General features: G+C 67.7%; 14 protein-coding genes. 7 read left to right on the top strand and 7 right to left on the bottom strand.

Annotation, left to right across the window (positions count from 1 at the left end; genetic code table 11):
* Positions 1-2 precede the first annotated feature (2 nt).
* The 3 genes from P1P75_RS02735 to P1P75_RS02725 form a co-directional block, all read right to left on the bottom strand.
* The gene (locus P1P75_RS02735) at positions 3-1,034 is read right to left on the bottom strand and encodes an alanine racemase (protein ID WP_150471842.1); all 1,032 of its coding nucleotides are present in this window, start codon (positions 1,032-1,034) and stop codon (positions 3-5) included.
* Between the two features lie 92 nt (positions 1,035-1,126).
* On the bottom strand, positions 1,127-2,248 hold the full coding sequence (gene femX, locus P1P75_RS02730; RefSeq protein ID WP_073491227.1) for a peptidoglycan bridge formation glycyltransferase FemX: 1,122 nt from the start codon (positions 2,246-2,248) through the stop codon (positions 1,127-1,129).
* Between the two features lie 211 nt (positions 2,249-2,459).
* Positions 2,460-2,771, bottom strand: coding sequence for a hypothetical protein (locus P1P75_RS02725; RefSeq protein WP_150471841.1), 312 nt, complete (start codon positions 2,769-2,771; stop codon positions 2,460-2,462).
* Between the two features lie 288 nt (positions 2,772-3,059).
* Between P1P75_RS02725 and rpsF the strand changes: the two genes are divergently transcribed.
* The 4 genes from rpsF to rplI all read left to right on the top strand — a co-directional run bounded on the left by rpsF (position 3,060) and on the right by rplI (position 4,826).
* Positions 3,060-3,350, top strand: coding sequence for a 30S ribosomal protein S6 (gene rpsF, locus P1P75_RS02720; RefSeq protein ID WP_006604399.1), 291 nt, complete (start codon positions 3,060-3,062; stop codon positions 3,348-3,350).
* A gap of 80 nt (positions 3,351-3,430) precedes the next feature.
* Positions 3,431-4,045 (top strand): single-stranded DNA-binding protein, encoded by a 615-nt coding sequence (locus tag P1P75_RS02715; protein WP_319251421.1) that lies wholly within the window; start codon positions 3,431-3,433, stop codon positions 4,043-4,045.
* A 79-nt stretch (positions 4,046-4,124) separates the two neighbouring features.
* Positions 4,125-4,361 (top strand): 30S ribosomal protein S18, encoded by a 237-nt coding sequence (gene rpsR, locus P1P75_RS02710; RefSeq protein ID WP_020130672.1) that lies wholly within the window; start codon positions 4,125-4,127, stop codon positions 4,359-4,361.
* 18 nt (positions 4,362-4,379) lie between these two features.
* Positions 4,380-4,826 carry a 50S ribosomal protein L9 gene (rplI, locus tag P1P75_RS02705; protein ID WP_086767017.1) on the top strand — a complete coding sequence of 149 codons (447 nt, stop codon included), beginning with the start codon at positions 4,380-4,382 and terminating at the stop codon, positions 4,824-4,826.
* 166 nt (positions 4,827-4,992) lie between these two features.
* On the opposite strand, the gene P1P75_RS02700 is transcribed toward rplI, so the two are convergent.
* The gene (locus tag P1P75_RS02700; RefSeq protein WP_319251419.1) at positions 4,993-6,330 is read right to left on the bottom strand and encodes an MATE family efflux transporter; all 1,338 of its coding nucleotides are present in this window, start codon (positions 6,328-6,330) and stop codon (positions 4,993-4,995) included.
* Positions 6,331-6,790: 460 nt separating this feature from the next.
* On the opposite strand from P1P75_RS02700, the gene dnaB reads away from it, so the two are divergent.
* Positions 6,791-8,266 carry a replicative DNA helicase gene (gene dnaB, locus P1P75_RS02695; RefSeq protein WP_150471836.1) on the top strand — a complete coding sequence of 492 codons (1,476 nt, stop codon included), beginning with the start codon at positions 6,791-6,793 and terminating at the stop codon, positions 8,264-8,266.
* A gap of 110 nt (positions 8,267-8,376) precedes the next feature.
* Here the strand turns inward: dnaB and P1P75_RS02690 are convergent, their stop codons facing one another.
* Complete coding sequence (locus P1P75_RS02690; protein ID WP_319251417.1) at positions 8,377-8,940, bottom strand: dihydrofolate reductase family protein; 564 nt, start codon at positions 8,938-8,940, stop codon at positions 8,377-8,379.
* 293 nt (positions 8,941-9,233) lie between these two features.
* On the opposite strand from P1P75_RS02690, the gene P1P75_RS02685 reads away from it, so the two are divergent.
* The gene (locus P1P75_RS02685; RefSeq protein WP_319251415.1) at positions 9,234-10,619 is read left to right on the top strand and encodes a serine hydrolase domain-containing protein; all 1,386 of its coding nucleotides are present in this window, start codon (positions 9,234-9,236) and stop codon (positions 10,617-10,619) included.
* A gap of 93 nt (positions 10,620-10,712) precedes the next feature.
* Here P1P75_RS02685 and P1P75_RS02680 read toward each other — a convergent pair whose 3' ends face one another.
* Positions 10,713-11,165 carry a GNAT family N-acetyltransferase gene (locus P1P75_RS02680; RefSeq protein ID WP_319251413.1) on the bottom strand — a complete coding sequence of 151 codons (453 nt, stop codon included), beginning with the start codon at positions 11,163-11,165 and terminating at the stop codon, positions 10,713-10,715.
* A gap of 9 nt (positions 11,166-11,174) precedes the next feature.
* Entirely contained in the window at positions 11,175-11,639 is a 465-nt protein-coding gene (locus P1P75_RS02675; RefSeq protein ID WP_086771883.1) for a MarR family winged helix-turn-helix transcriptional regulator, read from the bottom strand.
* Between the two features lie 143 nt (positions 11,640-11,782).
* On the opposite strand from P1P75_RS02675, the gene P1P75_RS02670 reads away from it, so the two are divergent.
* Positions 11,783-12,991, top strand: a complete 1,209-nt coding sequence (locus P1P75_RS02670) for an MFS transporter (protein ID WP_319251410.1) — start codon at positions 11,783-11,785, stop codon at positions 12,989-12,991.
* The last annotated feature ends 51 nt before the right edge of the window (positions 12,992-13,042 follow it).

Here is a 13,042-nt window from a genome sequence, read left to right as displayed (position 1 = left end):
GCTCAGCGGTCCATGATGCGGTCGAACTGCGTGGTGGTGTGTCGCAGATGGGCCACCAGCTCGTCGCCGACCGTCGGCTCCGGTGCGTCCGAGGGGACGAACAGGATGGACACCTGCATGTGCGGCGGTTCGGCGAACCAGCGCTGCTTGCCGCCCCAGACGAACGGTGACAGATTCCTGTTCACCGTGGCCAGGCCGGCACGCGCGACGCCCTTGGCGCGCGGCATGACGCCGTGCAGGGCCTTGGGAGCCTCCAGCCCCACCCCGTGCGACGTACCGCCCGCCACGACCACCAGGTAGCCGTCGGAGGCCGCCTTCTGCTGCCGGTAGCCGAAGCGGTCACCCTTGGCGACACGCGTGACGTCCAGGACGGCGCCGCGGTACTCGGTGGCCTCGTGGTCCCCCAGCCACAGCCGCGTACCGATGCGGGCCCGGAAGCGGGTCTGCGGGAACTGCTGCTGCAGGCGGGCGAGTTCATCGGCCTTGAGATGGCTCACGAACATCGTGTGCAGCGGCAGCCGGGCTGCGCGCAGCCGGTCCATCCAGCCGATGACCTCCTCGACCGCGTCCGAGCCGTCGGTACGGTCCAGTGGAAGATGGATGGCGAAGCCCTCCAGGCGGACGTTCTCTATGGCGGCGTGCAACTGCGGCAGGTCCTGCTCGCTGATGCCGTGCCGCTTCATCGAGGACATCACCTCGATCACCACACGCGCACCCACGAGGCCGTAGACGCCGTCGATGGACGACACCGACCGCACGACCCGGTCGGGCAGCGGGACGGGCTCCTCACCGCGCCGGTACGGCGTCAGCACCAGCAGATCACCGCCGAAGAAGTCCTTGATGCGCGCGGCCTCGTAGGTCGTGCCGACCGCGAGGATGTCCGAGCCCAGCCGGGTGGCCTCCTCGGCCAGTCGCTCGTGCCCGAAGCCGTAGCCGTTGCCCTTGCAGACCGGGACGAGGCCCGGGAACTGCTCCTGCACGTGCTTGTGGTGCGCCCGCCAGCGCGCGGTGTCGACGTAGAGCGTGAGCGCCATGGCCGGACCTGGAACCTTTCTCGTGGCTGCGGTGATTCAGAGGTGGGGAAGCTGTCGAGACGTATGACGCCATCGAAGCAGCTGACGGGTGCTCAGCGACGGGACATGTAAATGTCGAGCGCCTTGTGGAGCAGCTTGTTCAGCGGGAAGTCCCACTCGCCCAGGTACTCGGCGGCCTGTCCACCCGTGCCGACCTTGAACTGGATCAGGCCGAACAGATGGTCCGACTCGTCCAGGGAGTCGGAGATGCCGCGCAGGTCGTAGACGGACGCGCCGAGTGCGTAGGCGTCGCGCAGCATCCGCCACTGCATGGCGTTCGAGGGGCGGAACTCGCGGCCGATGTTGTCGGAAGCGCCGTAGGAGTACCAGACGTGCCCGCCGACGATGAGCATCGTCGCCGCCGAAAGGTTCACGCCATTGTGGCGGGCGAAGTACAGGCGCATCCGGTTGGGGTCCTCGGTGTTGAGGGCCGTCCACATGCGCTGGAAGTACGACAGCGGGCGGGGCCGGAAGTGGTCGCGCACCGCCGTGATCTCGTAGAGCCGCTGCCACTCCTCGAGGTCGTGGTAACCGCCCTGGACGACCTCGACACCGGCCTTCTCGGCCTTCTTGATGTTGCGACGCCAGAGCTGGTTGAAGTTCCGGTGGACCTCTTCGAGGGAACGGTTCGCCAGCGGCACCTGGTAGACGTAACGCGGCTGGACGTCGCCGAAGCCGGCGCCACCGTCCTCGCCCTGCTGCCAGCCCATCCGGCGCAGCTTGTCGGCCACCTCGAAGGCCCGCGGCTCGATGAAGTCGGCCTCGATGTCTCGAAGTCGCTTCACATCCGGGTTCTGGATGCCCGCCTTGATGGAGACGGCCTCCCAGCGCCGGATGATCACCGGCGGTCCCATCTTCACCGAAAAAGCGCCCTGCTGCTTGAGGTGCGCGAGCATCGGTTCCAGCCACTCGGTCAGATTCGGGGCGTACCAGTTGATGACCGGGCCCTCGGGCAGATACGCGAGGTAGCGCTTGATCTTGGGAAGCTGGCGGTAGAGGACGAGGCCCGCACCGACGAGCTCGCCGGTCCTGCCGTCGAACCAGCCGAGGCTCTCCGACCGCCACTCGGCCTTGACATCGGCCCAGGCCGGAACCTGCATGTGGCTCGCCGACGGCAGGCTCTGGATGTATGCCAGATGCTGCTCGCGGCTGATCGTCCTCAGGGTCAGGCTCATTCGGGGCGCTCCTCGGGCTGGTGTGTCCCCATGGGTACAGGGGCTCCGGCTCTCGCGCCGAAGCCTACTGCGCCTAGCGAGCGCCCTGACTGGGCCTACGGCACCTTCGCCCCGGCCGTGAGGACGGCCGGGGCGTTCCGACGGGGCGGAGCCGGTGCGGTGCGGCTCCTTCCGCCGACGATGCCGGTGACGCCGGACCGGCTTCGTCAGGTCACCAGAGGCCGCCGAAGAGGCCGCCGTGCGCCATGCCGAGGAAGAAGCCGATGCCGGAGGCACCGAGGCCCAGGATCAGGCCGAAGCGTTCACGGGTGGTCTCGGAGATCCACTGTCCGTAAGCGCCGGTGAAGATCCCTACCAGGCCGGCCCACGAGCTGAGCAGGTGGAGGCTGTGGAACATCGCCGTGATGAAGGCCACCGCCCCCAGGACCAGGGTGACGGCCATGAGGGTGTCCTGGAGCGGGTGGGGCCTGTCGTCGGTGGCGAAGAGAGAGCCGGCGGTGTTGGGTCGCAATGCCTGTGCCATGAGGCACCTCCTGCGGAGAGTGGCGCATCGTAGCGCCATACACACCCGATGGGTACAGATTGACGCCCTCCCCGGCCGGATTTCAACCGGAAGCCGGTGTGCAGGTAGTCTGTACCCTCTGCACCGGTGTCTGCCCAGGCAACTGCCAGGGAATCCGCCCACCTGAGAGCGGGAGCGTCGCGACGCGACCTCCGATTGTCAGTGGCGGCCGATACCGTTGCGCACGCATCACAACCCTCCTGCCACGGAACGACCGTGGCCGCTGAGTCCAAAGGAGGTGGGTTCCACATGCGTCACTACGAAGTGATGGTCATCCTCGACCCCGATCTCGAGGAGCGCGCTGTCTCCCCGCTGATCGAGAACTTCCTCTCCGTTGTCCGTGAGGGCAACGGAAAGGTGGAGAAGGTCGACACCTGGGGCCGTCGTCGTCTCTCGTACGAGATCAAGAAGAAGCCCGAGGGCATCTACTCGGTCATCGACCTTCAGGCTGAGCCTGCGGTCGTCAAGGAGCTCGACCGCCAGATGAACCTGAACGAGTCGGTCCTCCGGACCAAGGTCCTCCGCCCCGAGACCCACTGAGCTTTCCCGCTCAACTGGTCTCGGGATTCGAGTAGCAGCACTAGCAGCCAGCAGCAGCAAACCCGCCGAGAGGTTCCCCCATGGCAGGCGAGACCGTCATCACGGTCATCGGCAATCTTGTCGACGACCCCGAGCTGCGCTTCACCCCCTCAGGTGCGGCGGTCGCGAAGTTCCGTGTCGCGTCCACTCCCCGCACCTTCGACCGCCAGACGAACGAGTGGAAGGACGGCGAAAGCCTGTTCCTGACCTGCTCGGTCTGGCGTCAGGCGGCGGAGAACGTCGCTGAGTCGCTCCAGCGAGGCATGCGCGTCCTCGTGCAGGGCCGGCTGAAGCAGCGGTCCTACGAGGACCGCGAGGGTGTCAAGCGCACGGTCTACGAGCTGGACGTCGAAGAAGTCGGTCCCAGCCTGCGTAACGCCACGGCCAAGGTCACCAAGACCACCGGCCGCGGTGGTCAGGGTGGTGGCGGTGGCTTCGGCGGAGCCGGTGGTGGCGGCGCCCAGGGTGGCGGCAGCTGGGGTGGAAACTCCGGCGGCGGTCAGCAGGGCGGTGGCGCTCCCGCCGACGACCCGTGGGCGACCGGCGCTCCCGCCGGTGGCAACCAGGGCGGCGGCAGCGGTGGCGGCGGCTGGGGTGGAAGCTCCGGCGGCAGCGGCGGTGCTGGTGGCGGCTACTCGGACGAGCCCCCCTTCTAGGCCTCGGGCCCGGTTCTCCGGGCCTGTCGGGTCGAGGGCGGGTCGTATCCCAACTTCTTGATCACACAGGAGAATCACCATGGCGAAGCCGCCTGTGCGCAAGCCGAAGAAGAAGGTCTGCGCATTCTGCAAGGACAAGGTCACGTACGTGGACTACAAGGACACGAACATGCTGCGGAAGTTCATTTCCGACCGTGGCAAGATCCGTGCCCGCCGCGTGACCGGCAACTGCACGCAGCACCAGCGTGACGTCGCCACGGCCGTGAAGAACAGCCGTGAGATGGCGCTGCTGCCCTACACCGCCCAGGCGCGATAAGGGAAGGGTGACCGAAAAATGAAGATCATCCTCACCCACGAGGTCTCTGGCCTCGGTGCCGCCGGCGAAGTCGTCGACGTCAAGGACGGCTACGCTCGCAACTACCTGATCCCGCGGAACTTTGCGATCCGCTGGACCAAGGGCGGCGAGAAGGACGTCGAGCAGATCCGTCGTGCTCGCAAGATCCACGAGATCCAGACCATCGAGCAGGCCAACGCGGTGAAGGCCCAGCTCGAGGGCGTCAAGGTCCGCCTGGCGGTCCGCTCCGGCGACGCCGGCCGTCTCTTCGGTTCCGTCACCCCGGCCGACATCGCTTCGGCGATCAAGGCTTCCGGTGGCCCCGAGGTCGACAAGCGCCGCATCGAGCTCGGTTCGCCGATCAAGACCCTGGGCGCGCACGACGCGTCCGTGCGTCTGCACCCCGAGGTGGCCGCCAAGGTCAACCTCGAGGTCGTCGCGGCCTGATCGCTGCGTTCGGCTTGTAGAGCCGAGAAGGGGCCGCATCCTCCAAGGGTGCGGCCCTTTCCGTATGCCCGGCTCCATCGTGAGGGCATTGGATCCATCGGGTTGGCGCTGTGATGTTTCACGTGAAACACCGTTTTACATGACACACCGGTTTCACGTGAAACGGTCAGCGGCTCGCGCCGGTGACCAGCCAGCGTCCCGAACGGGTACGCAGCCAGAGAGTCAGCATGCGCACCACCATCATCAGCGTCATCGCTCCCCACAGCGCGGTGAGGCCTCCCCCGAGAGCGGGGACCAGTAGGGCCACCGGAGCGAAGACCGCCAGCGTGAGCACCATCGCCCAGGCGAGGTAGGGGCCGTCTCCCGCGCCCATCAATACGCCGTCCAGCACGAAGACGATGGCACAGACCGGCTGTGACAGGGCCACCACCAACAGGGCGGGCAGGGCGGCATCCATGACCCCTGGGTCCCCGGTGAAAAGCGGCAGGAACAGCGGCCGGGCCAGCACGACGAGCAGGGCCAGCACGACACCCACGGCAATGCCCCACTCGACCATACGGCGACAGACGACCCGGGCGCCCTGGGGGTCGTTGGCCCCGAGGTAGCGCCCGATGATCGCCTGTCCGGCGATGGCGATGGCATCGAGGGCGAAGGCCAACAGGCTCCACAGTGACAGGACGATCTGATGTGCCGCGATGTCCGTGTCGCCGAGGCGGGCGGCAACGGCGGTGGCGATCATCAGCACGGCCCGCAGGGACAGGGTGCGCACCAGCAGGGGCACTCCGGCCCGGGCCGAGGCCCGGATGCCGACGGCGTCCGGGCGCAACGAGGCGCCATGCCGGCGGGCACCTCGGATCACCACGAGGAGGTAGACGGCGGCCATGCCGCACTGGGCGATGACCGTGCCCCAGGCGGAGCCAGCGATGCCGAGATCCGCGCCGTAGACGAGACCGACATTCAGCAGGGCGTTGGCGAGGAAGCCACCAATAGCGACGTAGAGCGGGGTCCTGGTGTCCTGGAGTCCCCGGAGAACGCCGGTTGCGGCGAGGACGACCAGCATGGCCGGGATACCCAGAGCCGAGATGCGCAGATAGGTGATCGCATACGGGGCGGCCGTTTCGGAGGCGCCGAAGAGTTCCACGAGGGAGGGGGCGCTGGGCAGCACGAAGGTGATCACGGCAGCGCCGAGCAGCAGTGCCAGCCAGATGCCGTCCATGCCCTGGCGGATGGCTGCCGGGAGATCGCCGGCGCCCACGCGGCGTGCGACGGCTGCCGTGGTGGCGTAGGCGAGGAAGACGAAAATGCTGACGGCTGTGGTGAGGAGGGCGGAAGCCACACCGAGTCCGGCGAGTTGAGCGGTGCCGAGATGGCCCACGATGGCGCTGTCGGCCAGGACGAAGAGGGGCTCGGCGACGAGCGCGCCGAAGGCCGGGACGGCCAGTGCGACGATCTCTCGATCGTGCTGTCGCCGGGTGGCCTTGGGGATCGTGGGAGCCGGTGTCATGGCCACCAATCTAATCGTCCACAGGTAAGAGATGCAATCACCTAATGACCCTTACTTGGTGACTCCCTGTGTGTGCTCCCCTGCACCCTTCGCGGCGATCTTGGCCCGACTGGGAAAGTTTTTCTTCTGCACAGCCGGTGGACGAGAAACCTGCTGGTCAGTGAGTTAGAAGGAGAGCTGGAGAGTGCTTGTTCACAGGGCTGTCCACCGGGTCGTGCACAGGTTTTGCGCAGTTCTCCACAGCATCCGGGCCGTCGTCCACATGCCCTGTGGATAACCAGATTGGCTGACGTCCCTCGCGGGCCTACCGTGGTCCGGCGCCCGCTCCGTTCGTCGACCGTGAAAGTCTCACAAAACCGACGCGCCCGAACCGGAGTTGGGCCTCTTAGTTGTCAGTGCCGTGCCGTAGAAATATGGGGCGCGGCTAGGTCCGCTCCGCGGACGGGAGGAGGTGGCTCGGTTGAGCATTTCCGAGCCCTTGGACGATCCGTGGGCCGACAGCGGTCCCAGTGATCGTCTGCCCCCCTCACGTCGGCGCGACGGGGGCCGCGGGAGGGACGAACAGCACGACCGAGGCCGGGACAGCGGCGAGTGGGACGGGGGCGGGACGCCCTTCGAGCGAGTGCCGCCCCAGGACCTCGACGCCGAGCAGTCGGTACTCGGCGGCATGCTCCTGTCCAAGGACGCCATTGCCGACGTCGTCGAGATCCTCAAGGGCCACGACTTCTACAAACCGGCGCACGAGACGATCTACCAGGCTGTCCTCGACATCTATGCCAAGGGCGAACCGGCAGACCCCATCACGATCGCCGCCGAGCTCACCAAGCGCGGCGAGATCAACAAGGTCGGTGGCGCCTCGTATCTGCACACGCTCGTCCAGACCGTGCCGACGGCAGCGAACGCGGAGTACTACGCGGAGATCGTGCACGAGCGCGCGGTCCTGCGCCGCCTGGTCGAGGCCGGCACCCGCATCACCCAGATGGGATACGCGGGCGACGACGACGTCGACGAGATCGTCAACCGTGCCCAGGCCGAGATCTACGCTGTCACCGAGCAGCGCACCAGCGAGGACTACCTGCCGCTCGGCGACATCATGGAGGGCGCCCTCGACGAGATCGAGGCGATCGGCTCGCGCAGCGGCGAGATGACCGGCGTGCCCACAGGCTTCACGGACCTGGACTCGCTCACCAACGGGCTGCACCCCGGCCAGATGATCGTCATCGCGGCCCGGCCCGCCATGGGTAAGTCCACGCTCGCCCTGGACTTCGCCCGTGCGGCCTCCATCAAGCACAACCTGCCCAGCGTCATCTTCTCTCTGGAAATGGGGCGTAACGAGATCGCGATGCGCCTGCTGTCCGCCGAAGCGCGTGTCGCCCTGCACCACATGCGCTCCGGCACGATGACGGACGAGGACTGGACGCGACTGGCCCGCCGGATGCCTGAGGTGTCCTCCGCGCCGCTCTACATCGACGATTCGCCGAACCTGTCGATGATGGAGATCCGCGCGAAGTGCCGACGGCTCAAGCAGCGCAACGACATCAAGCTCGTGATCATCGACTACCTGCAGCTGATGCAGGCCGGTGGCTCCAAGCGCTCCGAGAGCCGTCAGCAGGAGGTCTCGGACATGTCCCGTAATCTCAAGCTCCTGGCCAAGGAGCTGGAGGTCCCGGTGATCGCGCTCTCCCAGCTGAACCGTGGTCCCGAGCAGCGCACGGACAAGAAGCCGATGGTGTCCGACCTGCGTGAGTCCGGCTCCATCGAGCAGGACGCCGACATGGTGATCCTGCTGCACCGCGAGGACGCGTACGAGAAGGAGTCGCCGCGCGCGGGCGAGGCGGACATCATCGTGGGCAAGCACCGTAACGGTCCTACGGCCACGATCACGGTGGCCTTCCAGGGCCACTACTCGCGCTTCGTGGACATGGCGCAGACCTGATCGGGCGCCTTGTAGGGCCTGGCGACTGATGTCGCAAGTGCACGGGCCGCGTCGTACCGATGTCGTCTACGACACAGAGACAGTCCCGGGCGTGCGCGGGGTGCTGCGGCTCAGCGCCGTGTCTCGTGCCTGGTCAGGACCACGCCGCCGGGAAACGTCCGCGTCTCCACCAGGTTCAGTTTCACCCAGCTGTCCAGCGCGGTGAAGAACGGCGTGCCGGCGCCCACCAGGACCGGGTGCGCGGCGATCACGTACTCGTCGATCAGCTCGGCGCGCATGGCAGCCCCGGCGAGGGTCGCGCCGCCGATGTACATCGGGCCGCCGTCCTCGGCCTTGAGCCGGGTGATCTCGGCGAGCGCGTCGCCGGTGACCAGGCGGGTGTTCCAGTCGACCTTGTCGATCGTCGAGGAGAACACCACTTTCGGTGTGTCCCGCCAGTTCCGCGCGAACTCGATGTCCGCCAGGGTGGCGTTGGGCTGCTGGTCGCCGGTCGGCCAGTAGGAGCTCATCGTCTGCCACAGCTTGCGCCCGTACAGCGACAGGTCGGTCGCCTGCAACTGGTCGGACCAGAACTGGAACAGCTCGTCGCTCGGCATGCTCCAGCCGATGTCGTCGCCGGGCGCGGCGATGTAGCCGTCCAGGGTCAGGTTCATGCCGTAGATCAATTTCCGCATGGCGCCAGCCTTCTCTGAATCGGTCTCACGCGTACAGACCGGCGCGGCGCGAGAAACTCATCGGTGCGCGATCTGAGCTCGCACGTAGTCCTCGTGGTCGGTGGTTCAGCCGCAGTTTCATTGTTCCGCCGAGGAGATGGCATCGGTCTGAGACTGATCTTGGGTGACATTGCGGTGAGACAGATGAGAACCAGCAGGCCACAGAAGATCGACATGTCATCGGCGGCGAGGCTCTGCAGCGCTTTCGGCGAAATGGGCTCGACTCCGGCCGTGGCGGCGGGTGGACTGGGCTCATGACGACACCTCTGGAAGAGCTGCTTCCCGGCACCCGGCGGGCGCTGCTGCACCGGATCGCCGTTGCCCAGTCCGAGGGACGGGCGCCCTCGCTCGTGGCCGCGGTGGTGCGCGACGGGCGGGCTGTGTGGCACGGGGCGCGGACCTGCGTCGACGGGCACGCGCCGGACGAGAACGTGCAGTACCGGATCGGCTCGATCACCAAGACGTTCACCGCGGTTCTCGTGCTGCGGCTGCGCGACGAAGGGGCGCTCGACCTTGAGGACCCGCTGGAGAAGCATCTGCCGGGCACTGGGGCCGGGGAGGCGACCATTGCCCAGCTTCTTGCGCACATGGGCGGATTGGCGGCCGAGTCACCCGGTCCGTGGTGGGAGCGGACTCCGGGTTCACTGCGTCCCGACCTTTCCGATGTCCTCGGTGACCAGCCCGCCCTGCATCGGCCGGGGCGTCGTTTCCACTACTCCAACCCCGGCTACAGCGTCCTCGGCGCCCTTGTCGAAGAACTCCGCGGGGCATCGTGGGAGGAAGTACTACGGCGGGAAGTGCTCGAACCTCTGGGCATGGGCCGTACGAGTGCGCGACCGTTGGCTCCCCAAGCAGGGGGCTGGGCGGTACACCCCTGGGCCGATGTGATGTTGCCCGAACCCACTGAACACTTCGGCAGGATGGCCGCAGCCGGACAACTCTGGTCGACGAGCGGTGATCTCGCGCGGTTCGCCGCCTTCCTGGTCCGAGGGGACGACCGCGTGCTGAGCGCGGAGAGCCTCATGGAGATGCGGACCCCCGCAGCGCCGGCCGAACTCACCGACTTGGCGGACGGCGGCACCTACGGGCTCGGGATGCGGATCGAGAACCTGGATGGCCGGGTGCTCGTGGGGCACTCCGGATCGGTGCCGGGGTTCCTGGCCGCGCTCACGATCAGTGCGGCCGACGATGTCGCCGCGGTGGTCCTCGCCAACTGCACGTCCGGTCCGATGGTGACGGAGGTGGCCGCCGACCTCGTACGCGTCGTGGCCGAGGCCGAGCCGCGGATTCCGGAGCCGTGGCGGCCGCTGCGGGAGGTCGATCAGTCCGCCTTGGTGCTGGCGGGTCAGTGGTATTGGGGGACCAGTCCGTTCGCCCTGCGGATCACGGCCGACGGCAATCTTTCCCTCGGACCGCTCTCCGGCGGTGGGCGACGCTCGCGGTTCCGGGCGAACGCAGAGGGCGCGTGGACAGGGCTGGAGGGCTACTTCGCCGGCGAGACCCTGCGGGCCGTACGTCGACCGGACGGCACCGTGGACCACCTCGACCTCGGGTCGTTCGTGTTCACACGTCAGCCGTACGACGAACGGGCCGATGTGCCCGGCGGTGTGGACGCGGAAGGGTGGCGGGGGATCGGCTAGGGCTTAGGTCGGGTGGGAAGAGCGCCGTGTTTCACGTGAAACACGGCGCCCGTTGACATCCTGATTCGGTGCGGCTGCCGACGTCCGGGTACTTCAGAGCTGGAGCTTGAAGCCGACGTGTGAGGCCTCGAAACCCAGGCGCTCGTAGAAGCGGTGAGCGTCTGTGCGTGTGCTGTCGGAAGTCAGCTGGACCAGTCGGCAGTTCTCCCGCCTGGACTCCTCGATCGCCCACTCGATGAACCGGGTGCCCAGGCCGCTGCTGCGTTCGTCGGCGTGGACGCGTACGCCCTCGATGATCGACCTGGTTGCCCCGCGCCGGGAGAGGCCGGGCACGATCGTCAGTTGGAGGGTGCCCACGACCCGGCCTTCGCGCACGGCGACGACCAGGCGCTGGTTCGGATCGGTGCTGATCCGCTCGAGCGCGCTCAGGTACGGTTCGAGGTCGTTCGGCGACTCACGCCGCGCACCCAGGGGGTCGTCCGCGAGCATGCCGACGATCGCGGGGGTGTCCTCGGCGACGGCTGCACGTATTTCAAGATCTTCCATGGCCGCACCCTATGCAGCGGCGGGTGCCTTCAGGGACTCCACGACCCGGACCAGCGGGGCCAGCTCCGGGTTCTTCGCCGCTTCGTCGAGGGCCTCACGAAGGGCCCCGTCATTGGTGGGGCGGGCCTCGTCGAGCAGCTTCAGGCCGGCCTCGGTGACGTTCGTGTAAATGCCACGGCGGTCGGTGGGGCACAGGTAGCGCTCCAAGAGACCACGGTCCTCGAGACGGGTGACCAGCCGCGTGGTCGCGCTCTGACTCAGGACGACGGCGTCGGCGACCTGCTTCATCTGCAGATGGCCCCCTTCGTCGTCGTGCTGGCGGCTGAGCACGTCGAGGAGGGAGTACTCCCGCACGCTCAGGTCGTGCCGGGCCTGGAGAGCGCGCTCGATGTGGGCCTCGATCCTGCCGTGCAGCAGGGAGAGGGCACACCAGCCCTGGGCGAGAGCGGTGAGCGCGGGGTCCGTCGCAGTCATGGGTGTTCTCCTCCGTCCCGGTGCGGCTGCGTCCCAGGATAGAGCAGTGCCGCGATAGCCCGCGCTTGCATATAGCCCGCGTGTGCAATTAGTGTGGACGACTGTAAGGCGCTCACGCAATCGTCTGGAAGGTCTACCTCACCATGCCTCTCGCGCTACTGGCCCTCGCGATCGGGGCCTTCGGAATCGGAACGACCGAGTTCGTGATCATGGGCTTGCTGCCCGAGGTCGCGGGCGACTTCGGAGTCTCCATCCCCACGGCCGGCCTTCTGGTGACCGGCTATGCGCTCGGCGTGGTGCTCGGTGCCCCGCTGATGACCGTCCTCGGTACCAAGGTGTCCCGCAAGCGGATGCTGATGCTGCTGATGGTCTTGTTCATCGTCGGCAACCTCCTGTCCGCGGTCGCCCCCGCCTTCGCCGTCATGCTGATCGGCCGGGTCGTCGCCTCGCTCGCGCACGGCGCGTTCTTCGGCATCGGCTCGGTCGTCGCGGCCGATCTGGTCGCCCCGCACAAGAAGGCCGGAGCCATCGCGATGATGTTCACCGGGCTCACGGTCGCCAACGTCGTCGGCGTCCCGCTGGGCACTCTCGTCGGGCAGACCGTCGGCTGGCGTGTGACCTTCGGCATCGTCGCCCTCCTCGGCGTCCTGGGGCTGGCGGGCATCGCCAAGCTCGTGCCCGAACTGCCCCACCCGGAAGGCGTACGCCTTCGTCACGAACTGGCCGCCTTCAAGAACACCCAGGTCCTGCTCGCCATGGCAATGACCGTGCTGGGCTTCGGCGGTGTCTTCGCGGCCATCACCTACATCGCGCCGATGATGACCCACGTGGCCGGCTTCGCCGAGGGCTCCGTCACCTGGCTGCTCGTCCTCTTCGGCCTCGGCATGGTCGTCGGCAACCTCGTCGGCGGCAGGTACGCCGACCGGGCCCTGATGCCTATGCTGTACGTCTCCCTGGGCAGCCTGGCGTTGGTCCTGGCCCTCTTCACCCTGACCGCGCACAACAAGGTCCTCGCGGCCGTCACGATCGTCCTGATCGGCGCCTTGGGCTTCGCCACGGTCCCGCCTCTCCAGAAGCGTGTCCTCGACCAGGCGCACGGCGCTCCGACGCTCGCCTCCGCGGTGAACATTGGCGCCTTCAACCTCGGCAACGCCCTCGCCGCCTGGCTCGGCGGCCTCGTCATCGCCGGCGGCCTCGGCTACACCGCCCCGAACTGGGTCGGCGCCGCTCTCGCCGCAGCGGCGCTCGTCCTCGCCCTCGTCTCGGCGACGCTGGAGCGCCGCGACGGCGCAGCCGGTGCCGTCGTCAGCGGGCGGACTCCGGTCCAACAGCCGGCAGCCGTCCAGCACTGAGCCACTTGAAGGCGCGGAGCCAGGAAGCTGCCGCGCTTTCCCGGTTCACGC

Source organism: Streptomyces sp. ID05-39B, assembly GCF_033794725.1.
In the GTDB taxonomy this organism is placed as follows: Bacteria; Actinomycetota; Actinomycetes; order Streptomycetales; family Streptomycetaceae; genus Streptomyces; species Streptomyces bobili.
The sequence above is the reverse complement of the archived record's forward strand: the minus strand, read 5'-3'. Positions and strand labels throughout refer to the sequence as shown.